The organism is Streptomyces sp. NPDC101776, from assembly GCF_044766845.1.
Classification (GTDB): Bacteria; Actinomycetota; Actinomycetes; order Streptomycetales; family Streptomycetaceae; genus Streptomyces.
Map to the genome: position 1 here is coordinate 53,550 of NZ_JBIWMV010000002.1, position 26,239 is coordinate 79,788.

General features: G+C 69.2%; 24 protein-coding genes and 1 tRNA gene. 9 read left to right on the top strand and 16 right to left on the bottom strand.

From position 1 onward, the window contains the following. Nucleotides 1–96 precede the first annotated feature (96 nt). Together ACIRRY_RS06010 and ACIRRY_RS06015 are read left to right on the top strand one after the other, a co-directional pair. A complete protein-coding gene (locus tag ACIRRY_RS06010; RefSeq protein WP_403968469.1) occupies nt 97–1,560 on the top strand; it encodes a GH1 family beta-glucosidase in 1,464 nt (487 codons plus the stop codon). Nucleotides 1,561–1,671: 111 nt separating this feature from the next. Further along, nucleotides 1,672–2,727, top strand: a complete 1,056-nt coding sequence (locus ACIRRY_RS06015) for a LacI family DNA-binding transcriptional regulator (protein WP_403968471.1) — start codon at nt 1,672–1,674, stop codon at nt 2,725–2,727. A 25-nt stretch (nt 2,728–2,752) separates the two neighbouring features. Here the strand turns inward: ACIRRY_RS06015 and ACIRRY_RS06020 are convergent, their stop codons facing one another. Beyond that, nucleotides 2,753–3,343 (bottom strand): TetR/AcrR family transcriptional regulator, encoded by a 591-nt coding sequence (locus ACIRRY_RS06020; protein ID WP_403968473.1) that lies wholly within the window; start codon nt 3,341–3,343, stop codon nt 2,753–2,755. A gap of 140 nt (nt 3,344–3,483) precedes the next feature. Between ACIRRY_RS06020 and ACIRRY_RS06025 the strand changes: the two genes are divergently transcribed. After that, nucleotides 3,484–4,260: a serine/threonine protein kinase gene (locus tag ACIRRY_RS06025; protein WP_403968475.1), complete on the top strand. Its 777-nt coding sequence runs from the start codon at nt 3,484–3,486 to the stop codon at nt 4,258–4,260. On the opposite strand, the gene ACIRRY_RS06030 is transcribed toward ACIRRY_RS06025, so the two are convergent. The 5 genes from ACIRRY_RS06030 to ACIRRY_RS06050 all read right to left on the bottom strand — a co-directional run bounded on the left by ACIRRY_RS06030 (nt 4,232) and on the right by ACIRRY_RS06050 (nt 7,696). Further along, nucleotides 4,232–4,744 carry a GNAT family N-acetyltransferase gene (locus tag ACIRRY_RS06030; protein WP_403968477.1) on the bottom strand — a complete coding sequence of 171 codons (513 nt, stop codon included), beginning with the start codon at nt 4,742–4,744 and terminating at the stop codon, nt 4,232–4,234. The two genes, ACIRRY_RS06025 and ACIRRY_RS06030, sit on opposite strands and share 29 nt — an antisense overlap. Before the next feature lie 75 nt (nt 4,745–4,819). Continuing rightward, a tRNA-His gene (locus ACIRRY_RS06035) sits at nt 4,820–4,892 on the bottom strand. Between the two features lie 82 nt (nt 4,893–4,974). Beyond that, nucleotides 4,975–5,577 carry an oligoribonuclease gene (gene orn, locus ACIRRY_RS06040; RefSeq protein WP_403968479.1) on the bottom strand — a complete coding sequence of 201 codons (603 nt, stop codon included), beginning with the start codon at nt 5,575–5,577 and terminating at the stop codon, nt 4,975–4,977. A 134-nt stretch (nt 5,578–5,711) separates the two neighbouring features. Further along, nucleotides 5,712–6,965, bottom strand: coding sequence for a helix-turn-helix domain-containing protein (locus tag ACIRRY_RS06045; protein ID WP_403968481.1), 1,254 nt, complete (start codon nt 6,963–6,965; stop codon nt 5,712–5,714). 386 nt (nt 6,966–7,351) lie between these two features. Then, nucleotides 7,352–7,696: a hypothetical protein gene (locus ACIRRY_RS06050; RefSeq protein WP_403968483.1), complete on the bottom strand. Its 345-nt coding sequence runs from the start codon at nt 7,694–7,696 to the stop codon at nt 7,352–7,354. A gap of 349 nt (nt 7,697–8,045) precedes the next feature. On the opposite strand from ACIRRY_RS06050, the gene ACIRRY_RS06055 reads away from it, so the two are divergent. Both ACIRRY_RS06055 and ACIRRY_RS06060 read left to right on the top strand, forming a co-directional pair. Next, nucleotides 8,046–8,573: a universal stress protein gene (locus tag ACIRRY_RS06055; RefSeq protein ID WP_200677450.1), complete on the top strand. Its 528-nt coding sequence runs from the start codon at nt 8,046–8,048 to the stop codon at nt 8,571–8,573. A 120-nt stretch (nt 8,574–8,693) separates the two neighbouring features. After that, nucleotides 8,694–9,257, top strand: coding sequence for a GPR1/FUN34/YaaH family transporter (locus tag ACIRRY_RS06060; RefSeq protein WP_403968485.1), 564 nt, complete (start codon nt 8,694–8,696; stop codon nt 9,255–9,257). 115 nt (nt 9,258–9,372) lie between these two features. On the opposite strand, the gene glmS is transcribed toward ACIRRY_RS06060, so the two are convergent. Both glmS and ACIRRY_RS06070 read right to left on the bottom strand, forming a co-directional pair. Continuing rightward, complete coding sequence (gene glmS / locus ACIRRY_RS06065) at nt 9,373–11,190, bottom strand: glutamine--fructose-6-phosphate transaminase (isomerizing) (RefSeq protein ID WP_200712217.1); 1,818 nt, start codon at nt 11,188–11,190, stop codon at nt 9,373–9,375. 12 nt (nt 11,191–11,202) lie between these two features. Next, entirely contained in the window at nt 11,203–11,460 is a 258-nt protein-coding gene (locus tag ACIRRY_RS06070) for a hypothetical protein (protein WP_365300745.1), read from the bottom strand. Nucleotides 11,461–11,625: 165 nt separating this feature from the next. Between ACIRRY_RS06070 and ACIRRY_RS06075 the strand changes: the two genes are divergently transcribed. Further along, nucleotides 11,626–13,206, top strand: coding sequence for a purple acid phosphatase family protein (locus ACIRRY_RS06075; RefSeq protein ID WP_403968487.1), 1,581 nt, complete (start codon nt 11,626–11,628; stop codon nt 13,204–13,206). Nucleotides 13,207–13,266: 60 nt separating this feature from the next. On the opposite strand, the gene ACIRRY_RS06080 is transcribed toward ACIRRY_RS06075, so the two are convergent. Next, complete coding sequence (locus ACIRRY_RS06080; RefSeq protein WP_403968489.1) at nt 13,267–14,145, bottom strand: DUF4429 domain-containing protein; 879 nt, start codon at nt 14,143–14,145, stop codon at nt 13,267–13,269. 97 nt (nt 14,146–14,242) lie between these two features. On the opposite strand from ACIRRY_RS06080, the gene ACIRRY_RS06085 reads away from it, so the two are divergent. Next, nucleotides 14,243–15,832, top strand: a complete 1,590-nt coding sequence (locus tag ACIRRY_RS06085) for a beta-N-acetylhexosaminidase (RefSeq protein WP_403970791.1) — start codon at nt 14,243–14,245, stop codon at nt 15,830–15,832. 91 nt (nt 15,833–15,923) lie between these two features. Here the strand turns inward: ACIRRY_RS06085 and ACIRRY_RS06090 are convergent, their stop codons facing one another. From ACIRRY_RS06090 to ACIRRY_RS06115, 6 genes are all read right to left on the bottom strand, one after another. Next, nucleotides 15,924–17,702: an IucA/IucC family protein gene (locus ACIRRY_RS06090; RefSeq protein WP_403968491.1), complete on the bottom strand. Its 1,779-nt coding sequence runs from the start codon at nt 17,700–17,702 to the stop codon at nt 15,924–15,926. Further along, nucleotides 17,699–18,229, bottom strand: a complete 531-nt coding sequence (locus ACIRRY_RS06095) for a GNAT family N-acetyltransferase (protein ID WP_403968493.1) — start codon at nt 18,227–18,229, stop codon at nt 17,699–17,701. The genes ACIRRY_RS06090 and ACIRRY_RS06095 overlap by 4 nt, the downstream gene beginning before the upstream one ends. Beyond that, a complete protein-coding gene (locus ACIRRY_RS06100) occupies nt 18,226–19,503 on the bottom strand; it encodes a lysine N(6)-hydroxylase/L-ornithine N(5)-oxygenase family protein (protein ID WP_403968495.1) in 1,278 nt (425 codons plus the stop codon). The genes ACIRRY_RS06095 and ACIRRY_RS06100 overlap by 4 nt, the downstream gene beginning before the upstream one ends. Next, the gene (gene desA, locus ACIRRY_RS06105) at nt 19,487–20,929 is read right to left on the bottom strand and encodes a lysine decarboxylase DesA (protein ID WP_403968497.1); all 1,443 of its coding nucleotides are present in this window, start codon (nt 20,927–20,929) and stop codon (nt 19,487–19,489) included. Before desA ends, ACIRRY_RS06100 begins: the two co-directional genes overlap by 17 nt. A 152-nt stretch (nt 20,930–21,081) precedes the next feature. Beyond that, a complete protein-coding gene (locus tag ACIRRY_RS06110) occupies nt 21,082–21,915 on the bottom strand; it encodes a siderophore-interacting protein (protein WP_403968499.1) in 834 nt (277 codons plus the stop codon). A gap of 108 nt (nt 21,916–22,023) precedes the next feature. Beyond that, nucleotides 22,024–23,073, bottom strand: coding sequence for an ABC transporter substrate-binding protein (locus tag ACIRRY_RS06115; protein ID WP_403968501.1), 1,050 nt, complete (start codon nt 23,071–23,073; stop codon nt 22,024–22,026). 222 nt (nt 23,074–23,295) lie between these two features. Here ACIRRY_RS06115 and ACIRRY_RS06120 point away from each other — a divergent pair, with 222 nt between their 5' ends. Both ACIRRY_RS06120 and ACIRRY_RS06125 read left to right on the top strand, forming a co-directional pair. Further along, nucleotides 23,296–24,426, top strand: coding sequence for a polyprenyl synthetase family protein (locus ACIRRY_RS06120; protein ID WP_403968503.1), 1,131 nt, complete (start codon nt 23,296–23,298; stop codon nt 24,424–24,426). Beyond that, nucleotides 24,423–25,070, top strand: a complete 648-nt coding sequence (locus tag ACIRRY_RS06125) for a biliverdin-producing heme oxygenase (protein ID WP_403968505.1) — start codon at nt 24,423–24,425, stop codon at nt 25,068–25,070. Before ACIRRY_RS06120 ends, ACIRRY_RS06125 begins: the two co-directional genes overlap by 4 nt. Before the next feature lie 6 nt (nt 25,071–25,076). Here the strand turns inward: ACIRRY_RS06125 and ACIRRY_RS06130 are convergent, their stop codons facing one another. Further along, nucleotides 25,077–26,237 (bottom strand): acyl-CoA dehydrogenase family protein, encoded by a 1,161-nt coding sequence (locus tag ACIRRY_RS06130; protein ID WP_403968507.1) that lies wholly within the window; start codon nt 26,235–26,237, stop codon nt 25,077–25,079. Between the last annotated feature and the right edge of the window lie 2 nt (nt 26,238–26,239).

Below are 26,239 nucleotides of genomic sequence, written 5' to 3' on the forward strand. Positions count from 1 at the left end.
GTACCTGGCCGGGCGCCCGCCGTCGTGCCCCGTCCGCTTTCCCCCACCGCCGGATCGCCGTCCGGCTCTCACTCACTCCACTCCGGGAGCGCTCACATGACCGCCGTACGACATGAGACCAAGGCCGCGTCGGCCGCCGCCACCTCCTTCCCCCCGGGCTTCGTCTGGGGCGCCGCCACCGCCGCCTACCAGGTGGAGGGCGCCGCGGCCGAGGACGGCCGGACCCCCTCCATCTGGGACACCTTCAGTCACACGCCCGGGAAGGTGCGCAACGGCGACACCGGTGACATCGCCGCCGACCACTACCACCGGTACCGCGACGACGTGGCGCTGATGAAGGACCTCGGCCTGAAGGCGTACCGGTTCTCGATCTCCTGGTCCCGGGTGCAGCCCACCGGCCGCGGACCCGCCGTGGAACGGGGTCTCGACTTCTACCGCAGGCTCGCCGACGAACTGCTCGCGGCGGGTATCACCCCCGTCGCCACCCTCTACCACTGGGACCTGCCCCAGGAGCTGGAGGACGCGGGCGGCTGGCCGCAGCGCGACACCGCGCACCGCTTCGCCGACTACGCCGAGATCATGGGCCGGGCCCTCGGAGACCGCGTCGGCCTGTGGACCACCCTCAACGAGCCGTGGTGCAGCGCGTTCCTGGGCTACGGCTCCGGTGTGCACGCCCCCGGCCGCACCGACCCGGCGGCCACCCTGCGCGCCGCCCATCACCTCAACCTGGGCCACGGCCAGGCGGTCAGGGCGCTGCGCGAGGTCCTGCCGGCGACCGCGCAGACCTCCCTCACCCTCAACCTGCACCAGGTGCGCCCGCTCACCGGCAGCGCCGAGGACACGGAGGCCGCCCGCCGGATCGACGCGGTGGGCAACAGGATCTTCACCGGCCCGGTCCTGGACGGCGCCTACCCCGAGGACCTGCTCGCCGACACCGCGCACCTCGTCGACTGGGCGGAACTGGTGCGCGACGGCGACCTCACCGAGATCTCCCGGCCCATCGACGTGCTCGGCGTCAACTACTACGCGCCGACCGTCGTCTCGGCCGGTGACGGCTCCGGCGTCACCAAGAACGACGGCCACGGCGCGAGCGACCACTCTCCGTGGACCGGCTCCGAGCACGTGAACTTCCACCTCGCCAACGACCGGCTCACCGCGATGAACTGGGCCATCGACCCCAGCGGCCTGCACACCCTGCTCACCGACCTGGCCGCGTCGCACCCGCGACTGCCGCTGATGGTCACCGAGAACGGCGCCGCGTTCGACGACTACGTCTCTCCCGAGGGCCGGGTGAACGACCCGCAGCGGATCGCCTACCTGCACTCCCACCTGGAAGCCGTCCGCCGGGCCATCACCGACGGAGCGGACGTGCGCGGCTACTTCCTCTGGTCCCTCCTCGACAACTTCGAATGGTCCTACGGCTATTCGAAGCGTTTCGGCGCCGTCTACGTCGACTACTCCACCCAGCGCCGTATCCCCAAGGCGAGCGCCCACTGGTACGCGGAGGTGATCCGGGGGAACGCGCTGCCGTCCGCCGGTGAGGCCGGCGAACACGGGTGAGGCCCGGTTCGGCGGGCGAAAGCCCCGGTCGGCGGTGGAGGATGGAGATGGGGCATTCGGGCCCGGCTGTTACATTCCTGGCCTGAAGGCTGCGAACGGAAGGCGGCGACCATGACGGTCAGCGGTGGGCGGAACCGGGGCGGTCGGCGGCCGACCCTGGAGGAGGTCGCCGCCCGTGCCGGTGTGGGCCGCGGCACGGTCTCCCGGGTGATCAACAGCTCGCCGAGGGTGAGCGACGCGACGCGGGCGGCCGTCGAGGCGGCAGTGGAGGAGCTCGGCTACGTCCCCAACACCGCGGCCCGCGCCCTCGCCGCGAACCGCACCGACGCGATCGCCCTCGTCGTCCCCGAGCCGGAGACCCGCTTCTTCGCGGAGCCGTACTTCTCCGACATGCTCAAGGGCGTCGGCGCCGAACTCTCGGAAACCGAGATGCAGTTGCTCCTGATCTTCGCGGGCAGCGACCGCGAACGGCAGCGCCTGGCCCAGTACTTGGCCGCACACCGGGTCGACGGCGTCCTGCTGGTCTCGGTCCACGCGGACGACCCACTCCCGGACCTGCTGGCGCAGTTGGAGATCCCGGCGGTGATCAGCGGCCCGCGCTCGGCGGCGGAAACCCTGACCTCCGTCGACTCGGACAACTACGGCGGCGCCCGCTCGGCGGTGGAACACCTCCTGACCCGAGGCCGCACCCGCATCGCCCACATCACCGGCCGCCTCGACGTCTACGGCGCCCAGCGCCGCGTCGACGGCTACCGCGAGGCCCTGCTCGACGCGGGCCACGAACTGGACGAACACCTCATCCAGCCGGGCGACTTCACGGAGGAGGGCGGCCGACGCGCGATGAAGGAGCTGCTGGCCCGCCGCCCCGACGTGGACGCGGTCTTCGCCGGCTCGGACGTGATGGCGGCGGGCGCCCGCCAGGTCCTCCGCGAGGAGGGCCGCCGTATCCCGGACGACGTGGCCCTCGTCGGCTACGACGACTCGGCCATCGCCCGCCACATGGACCCGCCCCTCACCAGCGTCCGCCAGCCGATCGAGGAAATGGGCCGCGCGATGATCGACCTCCTCCTCGCCGAGATCGCGGACCGCCGCCCGGCCACGTCCCGGGGCCTCGAACGCCGACAGGCGGTCCTGGCAACGGAGTTGGTGACGCGGGCGTCGTCCTAGGAGCGTTCCGCCCGCCTCCGCGGGATCACTCGGGCCCTACGGCCACCCAGCCCCGCTCCAGCAAGTCGAACGCCGCGCACATCGTCGCCCGAGGATCCGCCGATGCCTCCGCGAGGGTGCGGGCGTCCAGGGCGAAGTGGGCCAGGGAGGTGCAACGGGGGTCGTCGGCGGGGGCGTTCACGGAATCCGCGATCGCCGTTGCCAGGGCGTGCTGGTGGCGCATCCACATGCGGCGGTGGTACTCGGTCAACGCCGGTGTGCCGAGAACGAGTTGGTGGAACGCGGTGAGCTGTTCGCCGTTGTCGGACGAGAAGAAGCGGGCGCCCAGCAGGTGGTCCCGCAGCGCTCGCGGGATCGATGTGCCCGGAGACCGGTCGCGTACCGCCGCGACCAGGGCGGCCTCCTGGTCCGCGTCCAGGTCGAAGACCAGCGCCTCCTTGCTGGGGAAGTGCTTGAAGAGGGTCGTCGTGGAGACGTCCGCGGCCTCGGCGACATCCCGGATGCTCACCTGGTCGTAGCCGTGCGCCAGGAAGAGCTCCAGCGCCGCGTCGGCCAGGGCCTGCCGGGTGGCGGCCTTCTTGCGCTCGCGGCGGCCGATGATCGGCGTATCGGTCATGCCTCGGAGCATAACTCTCGGTTGGCTTGCTTTAAAAGTTGACCCGTTGTATTTACTTACCGAGCTTACTTACCGGGTCTGTTTATCGAGCGTGCCTTTCGAGCGTGCTTTTCGGTGGTGCCGCGAAAAGGAGCATTCCTTTGCCCCATCCACTCCTGGCCGTCGCCGAGATCCCCGCGACCGAGCCGTACCTCCGCACCGTGGGCGAGATCTTCCGCACCTTCGGCGACCAGGACTCCGGATGCGTCGGCTACGCGGTCCAACTCCCGGACGGCGAACGCTGGTTCGTGAAGGCGGCCACAACACCCGCCGCCCAGGCCTCACTCGACCGCGCCTGGACCTTCCACCGCGCGGTACGCCACCCGGCGATCGTCCCGCACCTGCACCGCGTCACCGTGACGGACAGCGGCCTTACGGCGGCCGTCATGCCCTGGCGCCCCGGCGAGTCCCTCTACGGCCCCGCCCGTGCCCGCTTCCGCGCTTTACCTCTCGCCTCCGTCCACCGCGCGATCGACCGCGTCCTGGACGCCCACCTCGCGGTGGAGGCCGCGGGCATGGTGGCCGTCGACCTCTACGACGGCGCGTTCCTCTACGACTTCTACGGCGACGCGCTCCACCTCGTCGACCTCGACGAGTACCGCCCCGGCCCCTTCGTCCTCCAGGGCGACCGACTCCCGGGCTCGGCCCGCTTCATGGCCCCCGAGGAGTGGCACCACGGCGCCCGCATCGACATCCGCACGACGGTCTACGCCCTCGCCCGCACCGCCCGCCTCCTCCTCGACGCCGGCGAGGGCGAACGGGCCTGGCGGGGCACGGCGGCCCAACTCGCCGTACTGGAAAGGGCCACCCGCGCCGATCCCGCCGAACGGTTCGCGGGCGTACGGGAGTTCACGGACGCATGGCGCGCCGCCACCTGACCTCGCCGTCCTCCCACTCCTCGGTCGGCGCGAGCCCCGCCGCCGTGGCGACCGCCGCGGACGCCCGATGGTCCGGGTGGATGTGCGCCACGACCGTACGGACGGCGGGCCGGGCGGCGAGCCACGACACCAGCCCCCGCGCCGCCTCGGAGGCGATGCCCCGCCCTTGCCAGGGCGCTCCGACCACCCAGGCGATCTCCGCGACCGACCCCGCTTCCGTGATCGTGGCCTGGACCGTGCCGACCAGGCGGTCCTCCACCCTCAGGCGCAGTACCCAGTTGCACCAGGCGGCGGCCGGGTCGGGGGAGCCCGCGGCGAGACGCTCGTAGCGGGTCCGCAGGGCGTCCGGAGTCAGCGGTTCGCCACCGATGAAGGTGTGCAGGGAGGGGGAGGACAGCACCGTGGCCATTTCCGCCGCGTGCGCCGCGCTCAGGGGCACGAGATCCAGCCGGGCGGTACTGATGAGTTCGCGGTCGATGTCCATCGTGGGCGGGCTCCCGTTCCCGGAAAACGAATCGGCCGGTGGCTTCGTTTCCGAAGCCACCGGCCGATTACTCAGGGTGAGTGACGGGACTTGAACCCGCGACTTCCTGGACCACAACCAGGTGCTCTACCAGCTGAGCTACACCCACCATGCCCGGTTGTTCACTCTGCGAGTTTCCGACCGGCCGAGAAAAAGTGTACAGGGTCCGAAGGGGTGCTCGCGCCCGCCTTTTAGTGCGCGGGCAGGACGTGCTTCGCGGCGATCGTACGGGCCGTCTCCGAGTCCGGTCCGGGCTGCGGGACGAAGATCGCCTCGCGGTAGTAGCGCAGCTCGGCGATGGATTCGCGGATGTCGGCGAGGGCGCGGTGATTGCCCTTCTTCTCGGGGCTGTTGAAGTACGCCCGGGGGTACCAGCGGCGGGCCAGTTCCTTCACCGAGGACACGTCCACGATGCGGTAGTGGAGGTACTCCTCCAGGGTCGGCATGTCACGGAGGAGGAAACCGCGGTCGGTGCCGACCGAGTTGCCGCACAGCGGGGCCTTGCCCGGCTCCTTGACGTGCTCCCGGATGTACGCCAGGACCAGCTCCTCGGCGTCGGCCAACGTCGTACCGCCGGCCAGTTCGTCGAGCAGGCCGGATGCGGTGTGCATCTGGCGTACTACGTCCGGCATCGTCTCCAGCGCCTGGTCCGGCGGGCGGACGACGATGTCCACCCCCTCGCCGAGCACGTTCAGCTCGGAGTCGGTGACGAGGGCGGCCACCTCGATGAGAGCGTCATCCGACAGCGAGAGGCCGGTCATCTCGCAGTCGATCCACACCATGCGATCGTTCATGTGTCTAACCTTAAGGTGCGCGCCGCTCAGGTGAGCCGACCGTGCGGTGACCTTGTGGTCCCGGGCATGCGGAAACCCCCGGAGATCTCCTGACGGAAACCTCCGGGAGCCTTACCGCTCCTACGTCGCGGGTACTACGGCGCGCTGCGCTGGCCGGGCAGACTCGCCGCCCGACTTGTGGCGTACGCCTCACGGCCGTTCTCCGCCGAGGACGTCGACGCCGACGACAGCGCGCTCGCCGCCGTACGCCGGGTCTGCATCGGGACCGGGCCGTCAGGGTGCAGCGCGGGCGGCAGCCCGGCCGGACCCAGGGACCCCGGACCACCGGGCTGACCCGGAGCGCCGTCGCCGTCCACCTGCTTGTCGCCCTGCGGCCTGCGGGCGCGGTACGCGGCCCGGTAGGCGGCCGGCGACGAGCCCAACTGGCGCCGGAAATGGCCGCGCAGAGCCACCGGCGAACGGAAGCCGCAGCGCCCCGCGACCTCGTCCACCGAGTAGTCCGACGTCTCCAGCAGACGCTGTGCCTGGAGCACCCGCTGCGTGATCAGCCACTGCAGGGGAGCGCTCCCGGTGAGCGAGCGGAAGCGGCGGTCGAACGTACGCCTGCTCATGTACGCGCGTGCCGCCAGCGTCTCCACGTCGAACTGTTCGTGGAGGTGCTCCAGCGCCCAGGCGACGACCTCCGCGAGCGGGTCGGCGCCGATCTCCTCTGGTAAAGACCGATCGAGGTAGCGCTCCTGACCGCCGCTTCGGCGCGGCGGGACCACCAGGCGCCGGGCGAGCGCGCCGGCCGCCTCGTTGCCGTGGTCCGTCCGCACGATGTGGAGACAGAGATCGATTCCGGCCGCCGTACCGGCGGACGTCAGCACGTCCCCGTCGTCGACGAAGAGTTCCCTCGGATCGACGTGCACCGACGGATAGCGCTTGGCCAGCGTCGGCGCGTACATCCAGTGGGTGGTGGCCGGACGGCCGTCCAGCAGGCCCGCCGCGGCCAGCACGAAGGCGCCGGTGCACAGGCCGACTATGCGGGCCCCTTCTTCGTGCGCACGGCGGATCGCGTCGAGTGCCTCCTCCGGCGGCGGCGAGGTGATCGACCGCCAGGCCGGCACGACGACGGTGCCCGCCCGCGAGATCGCTTCCAAGCCGTGCGGTGTGGTGAGTTCCAGCCCTCCGGTGGTGCGCAGCGGGCCTTCTTCGCCGCCGCACACAAGGAGCCGGTAACGCGGAACTCCGGCGTCCTGCCGGTCGATTCCGAACACCGACAGCGGTATGGAACTCTCGAAGATGGGGCCGCCGCTGAACAGCAGCACCGCGACGATCTCCTTGCGGCGTCGCCCGGAAAGCTTCCGGGCCGCGGCTTCCGGCGCGGCAGTGGAGTCGTGGCTCATACTGCTAAGCCCCCCTCGGTGGTCGCGGCGCCCCTAACTTGTCGGGCATGTCGCTCCAGCACGTTTCCCCTCGGTCCTGCACGAGTCCCCCGCCGTAAGACGTCAAGATCGAATCTACTGTGTCCAGTGGTGCCGGGGTGACCAGTTCGGCAACCGGCATATTGTCGACATGGCAACTTGGCGTGAAGCATTCGATCACGAAGCGTTGCACTCGTGGGCCGTGCAGGGAAGTGCGCCTCGTCTTAGTGGCCAATCCCCGTAGGGTGCGCAAGGCCCCCCAGACCCTTTCGGTGCAGGTGGAACGGGGGTTGGGGGGTGGTTCGGACAACAGATGCGCAGTGGCCGGAAGTTGGCTGAAAAGCGTCGGGCGCGTGCGCGGAAACCGGTCAGTCGACCGGTGTACTTCCCCCGCCGTGCCGCCCGCCCCTGTGCGCCCCCGCCCCGGCCCGGTGGCGGTGGCCGCGGTGCGGGGCGTCTTCCCCGGCCGGCGGCGGGGCATGTTCTTCGGCCAACAGCGGGACCGCGCTCTGCTCGGACCGGCGCAGCAGCACCCGGCAGGCGGCGGTGACGGCCGCGAGGCCCAGCGCCGTACCGGCGGCGCCGGCGAGCGAGCTGCCGTACCAGAGGAGGACGACGGGGACGAGGACGCAGCTGAAGACCGCCCAGCGGACCACATCGGTCGCGCTGTCGGAGTGGGGGTGTCCCTCGGAGGTCGTGCGGTGTCCGGACATGGCGTGCTCCCTGGGGCGGCGGCTCGCCGGGTTCAACGCGTGTTCGATGCGTCGGTCACTGTAGGGCAGCCCACGGGCGGACACGGTGGACATGGGCCGACGCGGACGGGCGTGGTGGGACGCGGATAAGTGAACCCTGTGCAAACCGCCTGTACGAGGCAGCAACCATTGCGTTACGGGCGCCCCCTCGTGCATGCTCCGGGGAACTCCGCCGGAGCATGTGCGGGATATGGGCTAAGGAGGAGTGCCGCCGTACCCTTGGGGGTATGGGGTTGGGAAGATGATTCCCGGACACAGCTCCGCGCACCCTGTTGTCCCCTCCCAAGAGGATCAAAAAGCCGAGACACCCATGGCCGGTCACGAATCTTTCGAACCAGCGGACCGCAAGCGCCCTGTCGCCGATCCCACGGCGGCCGAGCCCCTGGCGGCGGAACAGCCACGTCATTCCTGCGATCCAGCCTTCAAGCACGGCGTGGTCGTCGGCTTCGACGGGTCCACGTCCAGTGAGCGTGCCCTCGCCTACGCGATCGGCATGGCCCATCGCTCGGGCTCGGGCCTGGTCATCGTCCATGTCGCCAACCGGCTGCCCACCACGGTGTGGGCGGGCTGCGAGCCACCGGTCTTCGTCGACGTTCCGGATCACCGCACCGAGGTGCTGGGGCTGGAGCTGGCCTGCGCCGAGTATCTGGCGGAAGTGCCCTGGATCCTTGTCGAGCGCGGTGGCGACATCTGCCATGAACTCGAAGAGGTGGGGCGGGAGTACGAGGCGGACGCGATCGTCGTGGGCTCGACCCACGGAATCGTCGGGCGCATCTTCGGCTCCGTCGCGGGGCGGCTCGCGAAGCGCGCGAAGCGGCCCGTCGTCGTCATCCCGTAGTCCACGGGCGAACTCACAGGTCGGCTCCCCAATTGGCCGTTGTGCAGAGGTGTTTGTGTCCTTGTGAAGGGCATATATCGGTCACACCGCACAACCGCACATGCAGGAAGGGAGCCCGCCGTGGACAATGACGTCTCTGCGGGAAGCATCACCTCGATCGTCGGCCGACTCGCCCTGGGAATCACCCTGTTGGCCTTCGGCCTCGGGTACACGAATGTCATCGACGGGGTCTCCACGGCTGACGCCGTGTCACTGGCCCACTACGTAGGCGGAGTTGCGCTCTTCGTCGCCGGGCTGCTCGCGCTCCGCGACGGCGACGTGGCGAACGGTACGGCGTTCTCCGCGTTCGGCGCGCTGTGGTTCACCTGGGCCGTCAGTGCGGGGGGTTCCGCCTCGGACAACGCGGCGGGGTTGTTCCTGGTGCTGTTCGCTCTGGTCGCGTTCTCCGTGGCGCTCGCGGGTGGGGATCAACTCACCCAGGGGACCTATGGGTTGTTCTTCGTGTGCCTCGTGCTGCTCGCCGTCGCTCAGTTCGCCGGTAACGACGGGCTGGGCAAGGTCGGGGGGTGGTTCGGTGTCGCTGCGGGGGCTGTTGCCTGGTACTCGGCGACGGCTGCGTTGGCTCACTGGCCGACGGTTCTTCCGCGGCGGGCTGCGGGTCGGGGCGTGACGGCTACCAGTTGACCGGCAGTGGTAAGGCCCCCCTCGTGTATGAGGCACACGTGGGGGGCCTTTCCGTTGGGTGGCCTCTGCCGGCCGGTGGGGGCTTGTCGCGGAGTTCCCCGCGCCCCTAAAAAACCTATTCCACCGTTACTGACTTCGCGAGGTTGCGCGGCTTGTCGATGTCACGCCCCAGCGCCAACGCCGTGTGATACGCGAGGAGTTGGAGCGGGATGCCCATCAGGATGGGATCCAGTTCGTCCTCGTTCTTCGGGACGACGATCGTCTGGTCGGCCTTTTCCTGGTGCTGGTGGGCCACCGCTAGGATGCGGCCGCTGCGGGCCTTGATCTCCTCCAGGGCGGCGCGGTTCTTCTCCAGGAGGTCGTCGTCGGGGACGATCGCGACCGTGGGGAGGGCGGGCTCGATCAGGGCGAGGGGGCCGTGCTTCAACTCCGAGGCGGGGTAGGCCTCGGCGTGGATGTACGAGACCTCCTTGAGCTTGAGGGAGGCCTCGCGGGCCACCGGGTAGCCCCGGACGCGGCCGATGAAGAGCATCGAGCGGGCCTCGGCGTACTCGGCCGCCAGCTTCTTGATCTCGTCCTCGCGGTCGAGGATCTCGGAGATCTGGGCCGGCAGCTTGCGCAGGCCCTCGATGATGCGCTTGCCGTCGCGGACCGAGAGGTCGCGGGTGCGGCCGAGATGGAGCGCCAACAGGGCAAAGGCGACTGTGGTGTTGGTGAAGCACTTGGTCGAGACGACACAGACCTCGGGGCCCGCGTGCACGTACATGCCGCCGTCCGCCTCGCGCGCGATCGCCGAGCCGACGACGTTCACCACGCCCAGGACGCGGGCGCCCTTGCGCTTCAACTCCTGTACGGCGGCGAGGACATCGTAGGTCTCGCCGGACTGCGAGACCGCGATGTAGAGGGTGTCGGGGTCGACTACCGCGTTGCGGTACCGGAATTCGGAGGCCGGCTCGGCGTCCGCGGGGATGCGGGCCAGCTCCTCGATCATCTGGGCGCCGATCATGCCCGCGTGGTACGAGGTGCCGCAGCCGAGGATCTTGACGCGGCGGATCTGCCGGGCCTCACGGGCGTCGAGGTTCAGGCCGCCGAGGTGCACGGTGGAGAAGCGGTCGTCGATGCGGCCGCGCAGCACGCGGTCCACGGCGTCGGCCTGCTCGAAGATCTCCTTGTGCATGTAGGTGTCGTGGCCGCCCATGTCGTAGGAGGCGGCCTCCCACTCGACGGTGGTCGGCTCGGACGTCGTCCGCGTGCCCTCGGTGGTGTATGTCCGGAAGTCGTCGGCCTTGAGGGTCGCCATCTCGCCGTCGTCGAGGGTCACTATCTGGCGCGTGTGGGTGACGAGTGCGGCGATGTCCGAGGCTACGAACATCTCCTTCTCGCCGATGCCGAGGACCACCGGAGAGCCGTTTCGAGCCACCACGATGCGGTCGGGGAAGTCGGCGTGCAGCACGGCGATGCCGTACGTCCCCTCGATCACCCGGAGTGCCTGGCGGACCTTCTCCTCCAGGGTCTCCGCCTGGGAGCGGGCGATGAGGTGGGTGAGGACCTCGGTGTCCGTCTCGGAGAGGAACTCGACGCCGTCCGCTTCGAGCTTCTTCCTCAGGTCGGAGGCGTTGTCGATGATGCCGTTGTGGACGACGGCGACCTTGCTGTCGGCGGACAGGTGCGGGTGCGCGTTCACGTCGGAGGGGGCGCCGTGTGTGGCCCAGCGGGTGTGGGCGATTCCGGTGGTGCCCTTGAAGCGCGCCGGAACCTTCGCCTCCAGATCACGGACCCGGCCCTTGGCCTTGACCACCTTCAGGCCCGCCGTCTTGGGGGCCGTGATGGCGATGCCCGCCGAGTCGTAGCCGCGGTACTCCAGCCGCTGCAGGCCCTCCAGCAGAAGCGGCGCAACGTCACGCTTGCCGATGTATCCGACGATTCCGCACATGTATAAGCATTCCTAGCCGTAGACGATCCGGCGCAGCTGCCTGAGCGTCAGCTCGGGCGGGGCCACGGCCCGGTATTTCAGGTCCGCCTCGATCCGGTCGAAGATCGTCGCGTTCACCAGGCCCTGGGCCTGGAGCTCGCGGTGGCGGCGACGGACGTAGTCCTCGGTCGTCTCGTCGAAGTAGGCGAGCACGTCCTGGATCACCCGCAGTGCCTCGCCCCGGTTGAGGGGCGAGGAGCGCGTCAGATGATCAACGAGTTCGTCGTGCACCCGGTTGATCCTGGGGTACCGGGGGAAGGTTTGCAAGAATCCTGCCCGATATCGGGCAGTGGCCTGTTGAATGTCTTATGGGACTCTGTTCGCAAGCTGTCCATCCTGTGTCTTGTGTTACGTCGCTCATATGGACGAGTTTCAGACGCCATGGACATTCCTCGTATGGGAGTACCCGAAGAGCTCGCCGGCCGCATGAGCATGGCTGAGCAGCACGAGTACCTACGCTCGAAATTCTCGCGGCGCACGATGATCAGAGGCGGCGCCGTGACCCTCGGCGCCGTCGCCGGCGGCGTGTTCGTCCCGGGCGCGGTCGCCCAGGCGGCCGTCCCCAGCCAGGCCTCCGCGACCTACGCCTCCAGCTCCACCGCGTCCTCGGTCGACGGGGCCCTCGTCTCCCCGTTCGGCCGCCACCTCGCGTTCGGCAACGACCCGAGCACCGAGGTGACGGTCTCCTGGCAGGTCCCGACCAACGTCAAGAAGCCGTTCGTCCGCATCGGCGCGCACCCCTGGGACCTCTCCCGCAAGATCGAGGCCGAGGTGCGCACGCTGTACACCCCGGCGGGCGTCGGCGCGAGCGGTGACCACACCCAGTACTACCTGCACGCCAAGCTGACCCACCTGCGTCCGGGCAAGACCTACTACTACGGCGTCGGCCACGCGGGCTTCGACCCGGCCGAGGCCCACCTGCTCGGCACCCTGGGCACCTTCAAGACCGCCCCCGACAGCGCCGTGCCGTTCACCTTCACGGCCTTCGGCGACGAGGGCGTCGGCTACCACGGCCTGGCCAACAACAGCCTGCTCCTGGGCCAGAACCCGGCCTTCCACCTGCACGCCGGCGACATCTGCTACGCCGACCCGGCCGGTGCGGGCCAGACCGCCGACGCCGGCTTCGACTCGCGCACCTGGGACCTGTTCCTCGCGCAGACCGAGTCGGTCGCCAAGTCCGTGCCGTGGATGCCCGCCTACGGCAACCACGACATGGAGGCCTGGTACTCGCCCAACGGCTACGGCGGCGAGGACGCCCGCTGGAACCTGCCGGACAACGGCCCCGACAAGACGAACCTGCCGGGCGTCTACTCCTTCGTCTACGGCAACACGGCGATCATCTCGCTCGACGCCAACGACGTGTCCTTCGAGATCCCGGCCAACCTCGGTATCTCCGGCGGCACCCAGACCAAGTGGCTGGAGGCGCAGCTCAAGAAGTTCCGCGCGTCCAGGGACATCGACTTCGTGGTGATCTTCTTCCACCACTGCGCGTACTGCACCTCCACCGCGCACTCCTCGGAGGGGGGAGTGCGGGGCGAGTGGGTGCCGCTGTTCGAGAAGTACACGGTGGACCTGGTCATCAACGGCCACAACCACCAGTACGAGCGCACCGACGTCATCAAGAAGAACGCCGTCGTCAAGAAGCTGCCGATCGGCGGCACGGCGTACCCGGAGACCGAGGGTGTCGTCTACGTGACGGCGGGCGCGGCCGGCCGCAGCCTGTACGCGTTCTCCGCCCCGGACTCCTACGAGGGTCACGTCGCCGACGTCGACTCGGTCGCCGCCTTCGTCAACACGAAGGACGGCAAGGTCAACGAGACGGTCGCCTGGTCGCGCGTGCGCTACCTCAACTACTCGTTCCTGCGCGTGGACGTCCAGCCCGCCCACAAGGGCCGTACGGCCACCCTGACGGTCCGCGGCATCGCCGAGACCGGCGCCGAGGTCGACCGCTTCACGGTCGCCCGCAAGGCCAAGTAACCCCGATTCAGATCGAGTTACGCCCGGAAGGCGGGGCGTAGTTCATCCGGCAGGCGGTCCTCACATGCGTTTGAGGACCGCCTGTTTGGCCATCGCGAACTCCTCGTCCGTGAGCACCCCGTCCCGGTGCAGCTCACCCAGTTCGCGCAACCGCCGCAGCAGCGCGTCGTGGCCGTCCTCCGCCGCGGCCGTCAACTGCCGTGCGGGTTCGGGCCGTTCAGGTCGTACGTCCGTCTCGGCGGCGGGGTGCGGGAGGCGCGCCTGTACGGCCGCGGCGACCAGGGCCATCAGCGGGTCCTTCTTGAAGCCCCACAACTCCACCGCGTTGGGGTCGTACTTGGGCGGTGCCTTGGTCGGCGCGCTGCGCACCGAGAAGCGGATGTAGCCGTTCTCCAGACCGGCCGACGGACGCCACTCCACGCCGACGAGGTCCGTGACGGCGAGGGTGCGGGCACCGGCGGCGGACTTGGCGTCCTCGGTCTTCCAGTTCCACTCCAGCCGTACGTGCTCCCCGTCGAAGCTCGCCGTGCCGTCCCCGGCGGAGACCGACAGCGGCACGGCGGGGCCCGGCAGCAGATACGCGTCCACCGGGTCGGCCGGGACCTCGTCGAGCAGCAGGGCGCTCCGCACCTCGTCCACGAAGTACTCGGCGACGCCGTACCGGTCCGACTCGACGGGGAGTTGATACGGGTCGTCGCTCTCGGCGAGCCGGCCTCCGGTGGCGTGCAGCAGGGGGTCGGCACCGTCGCGCAGCCGCAGTCTCAGCCGCCCCGACCTCCGGCCCTGCTCGAACGAGACGCCCGCCAACGCGCCCAGGGGGACGACGAGTTCGCCGAGGGTCCTGCGGAACAGGCCGACGTTCTTGTCCCGCCCGGGAGTCAGCCGCAGGGCGTCGCCGTCGAAGATCCAGGTGCCGTCCTTCTGGATGATTTCCGCCATAGGAGGGATTGTTCCACCGGTCTGACGACAGAATGGTCTGTACCTGTCCGGCTTCCGGCTTTCGGCTTCAAGGAAGGCACCGCTTGTGAGACACCTTGTGAGACAGCGCCACAGAACGACCCGCCTCCTCGGTTCGCTGCTGCTCGTCGCCGCCGCGAGCGTGTCCGTCGCCGGCGCCGCACCCGCCGCCGGGCCCGCCGCCGTCACCCCGCTGGGCCGGGTGGTCCCGGCGCCCGCCAAGGTCGCGCCCGCGGGACACCCGTACAAGATCACGAGCGGGACCCGCATCCGCGTCGACGACACCCGGGAGTCGCGCCGGATCGGCGAGTACCTCGCGGGCATCCTGCGACCCTCCACCGGCTACCGGTTGCCGATCACCTCGCGGGGCAAGGGCGGTATCCAACTCCGCCTGGCCAAGGGCACGTTCGGCGCCGAGGGCTACCGGCTGGTCAGTGGGACCTCCGGTGTCACCATCACCGCGAGCAGGCCTGCGGGCCTCTTCCACGGCGTCCAGACCCTGCGCCAACTCCTGCCCGCCGCCGTCGAGAAGAAGTCCGCGCAGCGCGGCCCCTGGCAGATCGCGGGCGGCACCATCGAGGACTCCCCGCGCTATGCCTACCGCGGCGCGATGCTCGACGTCTCCCGGCACTTCTTCACCGTCGACCAAGTCAAGCGCTACATCGACGAGTTGGCGCTCTACAAGATCAACGAACTGCATCTGCACCTCAGCGACGACCAGGGCTGGCGCATCGCCATCAACTCCTGGCCCCGCCTGGCGACTTACGGCGGCTCGACCCAGGTCGACGGCGGCGCGGGCGGCCACTACACGAAGGCCGACTACAAGGAGATCGTCCGCTACGCCTCTTCCCGCTTCCTGGAGGTCGTCCCGGAGATCGACATGCCCGGCCACACGAACGCGGCCCTCGCCTCCTACGCCGACCTGAACTGCGACGGCGTGGCACCCCCGCTCTACACGGGCACGGACGTCGGCTTCAGTTCGCTGTGCGTCGGCAAGGACCTCACGTACAGCTTCGTGGACGACGTGATCCGCGAGCTGGCCGCGCTGACCCCGGGCCGCTATCTCCACATCGGCGGCGACGAGGCGCACTCCACCAGCCATGAGGACTACGTCAAGTTCATGGACCGGGTGCAGCCGATCGTCACCAAGTACGGCAAGACGGTGATCGCCTGGCACCAGATCACCGGCGCCCACCCGGTGAAGGGCGCCCTCGCCCAGTACTGGGGTCTCGACGACACCGACGCCGCCGAGAAGGCACAGGTCGCCGAGGCCGCGAAGAACGGCACCGGGCTGATCCTCTCGCCCGCCGACCGGGTCTACCTCGACATGAAGTACACCGAGGACACCCCGCTCGGCCAGGACTGGGCGGGCCTGGTCGAGGTGAAGCGGTCCTACGACTGGGACCCGGGCAACTACCTTGCCGGGGTGCCGAGTTCGGCGATCCGGGGGGTCGAGGCGCCGCTGTGGACCGAGACCATCGTGACCGGCGCGAACATCGAGTACATGGCCTTCCCGAGGCTGCCGGGCGTGGCCGAGCTGGGCTGGTCGCCGGCCTCGACGCACGACTGGGACACCTACAAGGTGCGGCTCGCGGCCCAGGCCCCGCGCTGGGACGCGCTCGGGATCGACTACTACCGCTCGCCGCAAGTCCCGTGGCCCGCACGGTAGTTGAAGCAAGCCGAAAATTGGCTGAGCGGCTTCTGTAGAACGGCGGACACCCCGGGGGACCGTACCCCGGGGTGCCCGCCTGCTTGTGCGGTCAGAACCCGGCGATGGGGTTTTTCAGGGTGCCGACGAGCTGGAGCGCGCCGGCCGGGTCCGCCAGGTCCACCATCTGCTCGTTGTTGCGCAGTTGGAGGCGGTTGAGGCAGGACAGCGAGAACTCGGGGGCGAACATGTCGTACTGCCGGAACTTGTCGGCGAGTTCGGGTGCCGCGTCCTGGTACTCGCGGGTGACGTCCGCGACCGTACGCCAGAAGTCGTCCTCCTCCAGGACACCCGCGGCGGCCAGGTTGGAGGCGAGGAAGCGGAAGAAGCAGTCGAAGACGTCGGTGAAGATCGACAGCAGCTTCTTGTCCTCGGGGACCTCGACCCGCAGCCGCTCCACCGTCGGCGGCAGCACCGCGTCCGGGTCCATGACGGCGATCTCCTCGGCGATGTCCTTGTAGATCGCGCGCTCGACGACGCCGTCCTTCAGGACGAGGATCACGTTCTCGCCGTGCGGCATGAACACCAGGTCGTAGGCGTAGAAGCTGTGCAGCAGCGGGGTGAAGTACGCCCGCAGATACCGCCGCAGCCACTCCACCGGGGTCAGCCCCGACCGCTCGATCAGCGCGCCCGCGAACGACGCGCCCTCGTGGTCCAGGTGCACCAGCGAGGCCATCGTCGCCAGGGACTCGCCCTCCCGGAGCGAGGACACCGGGCTCTCACGCCACAGGGCCGCGAGCATCTTGCGGTACGGCGAGTAGCGGTCGGTGGCCGCCTCGTACTCCAGGTGCCGGTAGCCGACGGCCGCCCGCTCACGGATGATCGACAGACCGGTGGACTTCAACACCGGGTCGTTGTCGATGAGTTGGGCGAGCCAGTCGTTGATCGCCGGGGTCGCCTCCATATAGGTGGCCGAAAGCCCGCGCATGAAGCCCATGTTGATGACGGACAGGGCCGTCTTCACATAGTGCTTCTCGGGGTTCGACCTGTTGAAGAAGGTCCGGATGGACTGCTGGGCGAGGTACTCGTCGTCGCCCTCGCCGAGACAGACGAGGTGGCCGCGGGCGACCTCGGCGGCGAAGGTGACGGTGAGCTTGTTCCACCACTGCCAGGGGTGGACGGGGATGAGGAGGAACTCGTCCGGGTCGTGCCCCTGGTCGGTCAGGACGGCACGGAAGCGGTCGAGGGCGGCACTGCCCAACTCGCCCTTGACGAACGACTCGTACTCGATTCCCACGCCCGCCGTGAACGCCGCCCGAGAGCGGTGCGCGGCCAGCCAGACCAGGCGGACCGGGCTCGCGGTCTCGGGGGCGTACGAGAGGTACTCGTGCACACCGAAGCCGAGCCGGCCGTTGTTGGCGACGAAGCAGGGGTGGCCCTCGGTCATCCCCGTCTCGATGGCCTGGAAGTCGCTCCGCACCAGCTCGGCGACCGGGAGCTGCGGCTTGGTGAGCTTGTAGCAGGTGCCGGAGAGGGTGGAGGAGATCTCCTCCAGATAGACCGGCAGGATCGCCTCGCTCAGGCCGAGTGCCTGCTTCAGCTCGATGAAGAACTCAAGCGCGGCGAGGGGGAGTTCGGCGCCGTCGCGCTGCCGGGTGATGGAGTCGGCGTCGACCTGCCAGTGGTCGAGGGCGCGGCGGACGGCGGTGAACCGGTACCGGGTCAGACCGTCGTCGCTGCGGACAACGTACAGGTCACCGTCTTTTTCCACCGGTTCGGGCGTGATGAGCCGCTCGTGCGCGAACTCGGCGAGGGCTTTGCGGATGAGCTGGCGGTTGGCCTTCTCCCAGCGCTCGGGGGAGAGATGGGCCACGGCGTCGGCGAGGCTCATGCGGACACCGCCATGGCCGCGTCGAACTGTTCCCGTGTGCAGAAGCTCAACAAGGCTTTCTTCTCCGGCTTCTGGATCTCACGCTCGGGCACGAACCCGACCGCCTCGTTCAGGGCGTGCACGGCGGTGTTGGACACGTCCGGTTCCACGACGACGCGCTCGACGGCCGGGTCCTCGAAGAGGCGGGCCACCACGGCGGTGATCACCGCACGGGTGAAGCCGTGGACGGGCGTCGCGGTGGCCGGTGTCAGGAAGTGCATGCCGACATCGCCGGGCAACGGCTCGTACAGACCGACCAGTTCGCGATACCGCGGGTCGTAGTACTCCATCAGAAAGACGGGCACACCGTCCTGGAGCCCGAACAGCGCGTGCTGGTGCTCGTCGGCCGCGATCTCCATGTACGCGCGCTCGACGTCCTCCAGTTTCGCGTCCTGCATCATCCAGAACGCGGCTTTGGGATGCGTGAGCCACCGGTGCAGCAACTCGGCGTCCTGCAACGGGTCCAGGGGACGGAAGGTGAAGGTCATACGGCGAACTCCTGGAACGCGATGGACTGTTCGACCGGGTAGTACTCGGTGCCGAGCAGCTCACGGATGATGTACGAGTTGCGGTACGCGCCCATGCCCAGGTCCGGGGACGTGATGCTGTGCGCGTGGACGCCGGCGTTCTGGAGGAAGACGCCCCGGCCCGTGGTGTCGATCGAGTAGTTGCGGGCGATGTCGAAGTTGCCCTGGGAGTCGTAGCGCAGCCGCTCGTGCACGGGCTTGAGGAACTCCGGCTCGGCGTACTTGTAGCCGGTGGCGAGGACCAGGCCCTGGGAGCGCAGGGTGTAGTCCTTCTCCTGCTCCTCCTGGCGAAGAGCGAGTTCGTAGACGCCGTCGCGGTAAGTGGCGTCGTTCAGCGAGGAGTTGGTGAGCAAGCGGGTGGGGACCGGGCCGCCGACCTTCTTCTGGTAGAGCAGGTCGAAGATGTCGTTGACGAGGTCGCCGTCGATGCCCTTGAAGAGGCCCTTCTGCTCGGCCGTGAGGCGGTAGCGGGTCTGCTCGGGCAGGGCGTGGAAGTAGTCGATGTACTCCGGGGAGGTCATCTCCAGCGTGAGCTTCGTGTACTCCAGCGGGAAGAAGCGCGCTGAGCGCGTGACCCAGTTCAGCTCGTAGCCGTGCACGTCGATCTCGCTGAGCAGGTCGTAGTAGATCTCGGCGGCGGACTGCCCGCTGCCGACCAGCGTGATCGACTCCTTGGCCTGCAACTCCGCCTTGTGCCGCAGGTAGCGGGAGTTGTGGATGAAGTCGCCGCCCAGGCCCGCGACCGCCTCCGGGAGGTAGGGCGGGGTGCCGGTGCCGAGGACCAGGTGCCGGGCGCGAAGGATCTCACCGGCCTCGGTCCGGACGACGTAGACCTCGTCCTCGTACGTCACTTCCGAAACCGTGGTGCTGAAGCGCACGTTGGTGAGCCGGTTGGCCGCCCAGCGGCAGTAGTCGTCGTATTCGACGCGCAGCGGGTAGAAGTTCTCGCGGATGTAGAAGGGGTACAGACGCCCCTTCTCCTTCAGGTAGTTGAGGAAGGAGTACGGCGAGGTCGGGTCGGCGAGGGTGACCAGGTCCGACATGAACGGGGTCTGGAGATGGGCGCCGTCGAGGAACATGCCGGCGTGCCACTCGAAGTCGGGCTTCGAGTCCAGGAAGATCCCGTCGAGTTCGGCGATGGGCTCGGTGAGGCAGGCGAGGCCGAGGTTGAAGGGTCCGAGCCCGATGCCCACGAAGTCGTAGGTCTTGGTGGCGGGTTCAGGAAGCGCGGTCAAGGGACTCTCCCAGGTACTGCTCGGCATGGCCGGCGATCAGGTCGAGGACGGCGGCGATGTCGTCGGTCGTCGTCTCGGGGTTGAGCAGGGTGAACTTCAGGTAGTGGCGGCCCGCGACCTTGGTGCCCGCGACCACCGCGGCACCGGACGCGAACAGGGCCTTGCGGGCGTACAGGTTGGCGCGGTCGATCTCGGCCGGGTCGGTGACGGCGGCCGGGATGTAGCGGTAGACGAGAGTGGACAGCGAGGGCGCGACCACGACATCGAAGCGCGGGTCGGCGGCAAGCAGCTTCCACCCTTCCTCCGCCAGGTCGCAGACCTCGTCGAAGAGTTGACCGATGCCGTCGGCGCCCATCACGCGCAGCGTCATCCACAGCTTGAGCGCGTCGAAACGGCGGGTGGTCTGGAGGGACTTGTCGACCTGGTTGGGGATGCGCTCCTGCACCGTGCTGCGCGGGTTGAGGTACTCCGCGTGGTACGTCGCGTGGCGCAGGGTGTCGGCGTCGCGGACCAGCAGGGCGGACGAACTCACCGGCTGGAAGAAGGCCTTGTGGTAGTCCACGGTGACCGAGTCGGCACGCTCGATGCCGTCGATGCGGCCGCGGTACTTCAGCGAGGCGAGCAGACCGCAGCCGTAGGCCGCGTCCACGTGCATCCACACCCCGAACTGCTCGCACAGGGCGGCGACTTCGGGCAGCGGGTCGATGGAGCCGAAGTCGGTGGTGCCGGCGGTGGCGACGACGGCCATGGGGACCAGACCGGCGCTCTTGCAGCGCTCCAACTCCCGGGCGAGCGCGACGGTCTGCATGCGCTTGTCGGCGCCGACGGGTATCGACACGACGGCGTCCTGCCCGAGGCCCAGCAGTTTCGCCGACTTCTTCACGCTGAAGTGGCTGACCTCGGAGGCGAAGACACGCAGTTTGGCCAGGCTGTCGGTCTTGGCCTCCTCACGGGCCAGCAGCAGTGCCTGGAGGTTGGACTGGCTGCCGCCGGAGGTGAACACCCCGTCCGCGTGCGGCCCGAGGCCGATCCGTTCGTTCGTCCAGTCGATCAGCTTGCGCTCGATGAGGGTGCCGCCGGCCGACTGGTCCCAGGTGTCCAGGGAGGAGTTGACGGCGGAGAGCACCGCCTCGCCCAGCACCGCGGGGATGACGACGGGGCAGTTGAGGTGGGCGAGGTAGCGGGGGTGGTGGAAGTAGATCGCGTCACGCAGATAGACCTCGTCCAGCTCGTCGAGCACCGCGGCGGTGTCGTGGAGCGGGTGGTCGAGGTCGATGCGGTCGATGAGGGGGGAGAGGGCGTCGACCGTGACGCCGGTGAACGGTCGTTCGGTGGTGGCGAGTTTCGCCGCCACCCGCTCCACGCCTTGAGTCACGGAGCGGCGGTAGTGCTCCGCAGTCGTGTCATTGAGCAGGTGCGAGCGCATGTGGGGGTCCTCCGGTGGGGAAGTCCGTGCGGGACAGGTGAGCGGCGGGATTCCGCAACATCAACTTAGGTAAGCCTAACTTAACTCAATGTTCCGGAAACCCGCCGCTCCCGTGACAGCGGTCACTCACACATCACGGCCCCCTCGGAGGATCACCCGGCCTCGCGCAGTTGCTCCTCGCTCAGCCCTTGCCGCCAGTACCCGACGAAGGTCACCCGCCGCCGGTCGAACCCGCGCTCACCCACGAAGTGCCGCCGTAGCGCCTTGACTTGACCGGACTCGCCCGCGATCCACACGTACGGCCGCTCGGCGGACGGGAGTTGGGCCGCGCGCAGCGCGCCGAGAGCCATGGGGGACCCCTCGACACGCTCGCTCTCGCGCACCAGCCAGGTCACCTCGGCGTCGGCGGCGGTCACCAACTCCCGCACATCACCGGCATGCTGGACCTCCAGCCACACCCGCGCACGGGTACCGGCGGGCAGCGCCTCCAGGATGGCGGACACGGCCGGTACGGCGGTCTCGTCGCCCCAGACGACCACGAGATCGGTGTCCTCCGGCGGCCGGAACCGGATCGCCCGATTGTCCGCGACGGCCGGCCCGAGCAACACGACCCGGTCCCCGGCGGCGGCGCGAGCGGCCCAACGGGAGGCGGGCCCCGCGGGTTCGTGCAGTACAAAATCGATGTCGATCTCATCGGGCCCGCGCCGCAACGCCCGAAGCGTGTACGACCGCATCACCGCCCGTACGCCGTCCGGGAGTTCACGCCACGCCTGCCACCACCCGTCCCCGAGTTCGTACGGCACGGCGGGCTCCGACTGGCTGGGATGCGGCAGGAAGAGCGACAGGGACTGATCACACCCGTCGGAGAAGAACCACGCCAGATCGTCCCCGCCGAAGGAGACGCGAACGAGAGACGGCCCGAGCCGCTCCGTCCGCAAGACGTGGAGTGAGAAGAAGCGGAACGGAGCGGCCAGGGCCGTAGTCATACGGTGACTCCTGAGTAGGCGTCAGGGATACTTACCTAGGGGCGCGGGGAACTGCGCGACCAGCCACATCCGGCCCGCACTTCCCCACAAAGCGAAACCACCCCTGACTCAACTGACCTTCTTCGCGTTCTCGATCGCCTTCGCCAGATCCTCAAGCAGCGGCGCACACTTCGCATACGACAGAATCGGCTCGGGATTACGGGCGATCACCTGGTTCGCCTTCACCGCGGGCAGCTTCTTCCACGTGCCCTCGGTGATGTCGGCGGGCTGAATCGCCGACGTCCGGTTGTCCATCATGATGATGTCCGCCCCGTACTTGTCGGCGTTCTCCCAGCTGAGGTTCTCGTACCAGCCACCGCTCGCCTTCAGCGCGGCGGCGGACGGCTCGACGAAGTTCACGCCGAGGGCCTTGTAGTACTCGAGGTCGACGGAGAGGTTCGACCCGGAGACGTAGAAGATGTCCTGAGCCGCGGAACCCGCGAGGACCTTGATGTCCGGCTTGGCCTTCGCCGCGGCGCGCAGCCGGGCCGCCGCGTCCTCGAAGCGCTTCTTGGCCGCGGTGATCGTAGAGGAAGTGGTGTCCGCGCCAAGGGACTTGGCGAGCTCCAGCATCCGCGCCAGCGGCGTCGGCAACTGGACGTCGTACACCGAGATGCCGACGGACGGCGCGCCCACGGCGAGGATCTTCTTCTTCGACTCCTCCGGGACGTACCAGAGCGTGCCGGCCGCGTCGAACATCGTGGTGATGAGGACGTCGGGGGCGAGGGCCGCGTACTTCTCGATGTTGAACTGGCCCCAGGTGTTGCCGAGGTTGGTGACCTTGCTGATGTCCAGGTCGCCGGCCTGCACGTCGGCCTTGCCGTCCTTCAGCTCGGTCGGGCCGAAGACGCCCTTGGACTCGATGCCGTAGTCGTGCAGCGCGGCGGCGACACCGATGAAGGAGACGATGGCCGCCGGGGTCTTGGCGGTCTTGGCGGTCTGGCCGCGGTCGTCCTTGAAGGTCCAGGGGCCGGACGTGGCGGCCGTCGTCTCCTTGTCCGAGCCACCGCTTTTCGCGTCGTCGTCGCCGCAGGCCGCGAGCACGGCACCGAGGCCGAGGGCGCCGCCCGCGGCGAGGATGCCGCGGCGGGAGAGGTGAGTGGCACGGGCGTTGGACATGTATCGCTGCTTTCGAACAGGGCGGAGCGCCCGCCGGACAATTCGAAGGTAGGTTAGCCTAACCTCACTAGTTGTCCAGCGGGCGGGGTGACCGCCGCCCGGGCCCGCCGCCCACGCCCTACGCACTTTGGCTTTCAACCACCTTGTCCCGCCCGAGCGTTGTGATCACGCTCGTTCGTAGCGAGCCCTGCGCACTGATGTTCGGCGGCATTCGGAGGTGGAGTGGCTACCACGGTGGACACGACGGGCATGACGGATGTGGAAGCGGTGGTGCGCGGTGACGCGGCACTGCTGGAGGACGATCTCGCCGGGTTCCTCGGCTCGCTGACCGCCCCGGCGCGGGCGGCGGCCTCCGTCTACGACACGGCGCTGAGGCGTTCCCTGTACGAACCCGTCGCCGACGCCGTCGGCTCCAAGACCGGCCAGCAGGCACTGCCCCCCACCGCCGCGGCACCGGGCGGTCGGGCTCCGCTGCGCCCCTCGATGGTGTACTGGGCCTACCGCAACTACCGTGGTTTTCCCGGTGAGTCGACCGCGGGGGACGACACGGCCGCCGAACTGGCCGTCATCCGCCGCACGGCAGTTGCCGTAAGGATTCTGCTGAAGGCCGCGGTCGCCCTCGACGACATCCAGGACGGCAGCGACGTCCGCTACGGCGAACCCGCACTCCACACCACCCACGGCACCCCGCTCGCCCTCAACACCGGTGCCTGGCTGATCATGTCCGCGCTGCGGCACGCGGCCGACCCCGCCGTCGTGGACAGTCTGGTGCGCTCGGTCGGCAGCGGCTTCACCGGGCAGGCCGTCGACCTGTCCTCGCGTACGGCGCTCACGCGCGCGGAGCTGCTCGCCGCGCCGCGCGCCACCCGGGTCGACTTCTGGGAGGCGACGGCCGCCCTCAAGACCGGCACCCTGTTCCGGATGCCGCTGGACGCGGCGGTCGCGGGGCTGCGGGTGGTCGAGGACGACCGGCTGGCCCTGGACGGCGCGATGCGCCAACTCGGCCTCGCCAGCCAGCTGTTCAACGACCTGACCGACTTCGTTCCGGAACTCGGCGGCGCCAACACCCACGAGGACCTCGACGGCCTCGGCAACCGGGTTCTGCTGGAGCTCCTCGACGACGCACCGCCCGAAGCGGAATTCAAACAGTACGTTCTCGGTCACCCGAAACTGGAGCGCACGCTCCTCGCGCTCGCCGAGGAGGCCGTGGCGCTGAAGCGCGCCGCGAAGGACGCCGTGCACGCGGTGTGCCGCTCCGAGCGCGGCGCCGCCTACTTCGACGTGACGATCGAACGCAAGGGCCACCTCATCGACCGTCTGCTCGCGACGGTCCGGCAGCGGAGCGGCGTATGACGGACACGAACACGGGTACGGCGACCCAGCGGTTACGGAACGGCACCCGCGCCTGGCACGAGGCCGTGGAACGCACCGGATTCGCCACCGCGATGCTCGCCGGCGCCCTTCCGCTCGACCGCTATGTCGGCCAACTCGCCGCCTACCGCGTGGTGCTGGCCGCCCTGGAGACCGAACTCGCCCGTTCCCTCTGCCCGTCCGTCGACTCGGTGTGGTCGCCGGACCTGGCCAAACTCCCGCTCGTCGAACGCGACCTGCGCCACTTCGCCGCCCTGGGTCCGGCCCCCCGCCCCGGCCCGGCCGCCGAGGATTTCGTGGTCGAGATACGGCTCACGGCCGTCACCGAACCCGCCGAACTCCTCGGCTTCCTCTATGTGTTGGAGGGCTCCACCCTCGGCGCCCTCTTCCTGCGCCGGTACGTCACCGAGGCGTACCGGCTCACGGACGGGCGCGGCACGTCGTACTACGGCAGCGGCGACCGCGCCCGCTGGGCGGCCCTCACCGAGCGCCTCGACCGCGCGCTCGGCGAACCCGCCGTACAGGAAAGGGTGTTGGGCGCCGCCGAGCGGGCCTATCGGTATGTGGCCCTGATCTCGGCGGAGTTGTCGGTGGGGCTGGGCAGACCGGCGCCCGAGCCGGTCTGAGGGCGCTCAGCCCGCGAGGCCCAACTCGCGCGCGATCAGCATCCGTTGGACCTCGCTGGTGCCCTCGCCGATTTCCAGGATCTTGGAGTCGCGCCACATGCGGGCCACCGGGTACTCGTTCATGAAGCCGTAGCCGCCGTGCACCTGGGTGGCGTCGCGGGCGTTGTCGACGGCGATCGTCGAGGAGTACAGCTTGGCGAGGGCCGCCTCCTTCTTGAAGGGTTCGCCGGCCAGCAGCCGGGAGGCCGCGTCGCGCCAGGCGAGACGGGCGGTGTGGGCCTTCATCTCCATGTCGGCGATCTTGAACTGGATGGCCTGGTTGGCGCCGATCGGCCGCCCGAACGCGTGCCGTTCCTTGGCGTACTTCACCGACTCGTCGACGCAGCCCTGCGCCAGACCGGTGGCCAGCGCGGCGATCGCGATCCGGCCCTCGTCGAGGATGCGCAGGAACTGGGCGTAGCCGCGCCCCTGTTGGCCCAGCAGGTTCGCCGCCGGGACGCGCACGTCCGCGAAGGACAGCTCACGGGTGTCCGAGGCGTTCCAGCCGACCTTCGAGTACGGCGCCGCGACCGTGAAGCCGGGTGTCCCGGACGGCACGATGATCGAGGAGATCAGCGGCTTGCCGTCGGGCTTGCGCCCGGTGACCGCGGTGACCGTCACCAGACCCGTGATGTCCGTACCGGAGTTGGTGATGAAGCACTTGGAACCGTTGATCACCCATTCGTCGGTGTCCGGGTCCAGCCGCGCCGTCGTCCGGGTCGCGCCCGCGTCGGAGCCGCCGTCCGGCTCGGTCAGCCCGAAGGCGCCGAGGATCTCGCCGGAGCACAGCCGGGGCAGCCACTCCGCCTTCTGCTCCTCGGTACCGAAGAGGTGGATCGGCATCGCGCCCAGCGAGACACCGGCCTCCAGGGTGATCGCGACCGACGAGTCCACACGGGCCAGTTCCTCCAGGACGAGGCCCAGCGCCAGATAGTCGCCGCCCATCCCGCCGTACTCCTCGGGGAACGGCAGCCCGAACAGGCCCATGCGGCCCATCTCGCGGACGATCTCGTACGGGAACTCGTGCCGCTCGTAGAAGTCGCCGATCTTCGGCGCGACGACGTCGTGCGCGAACTCCTCGACCGTACGGCGGAGTTCTTCCAGTTCGGGGGAGAGACGGTGGTCCATGG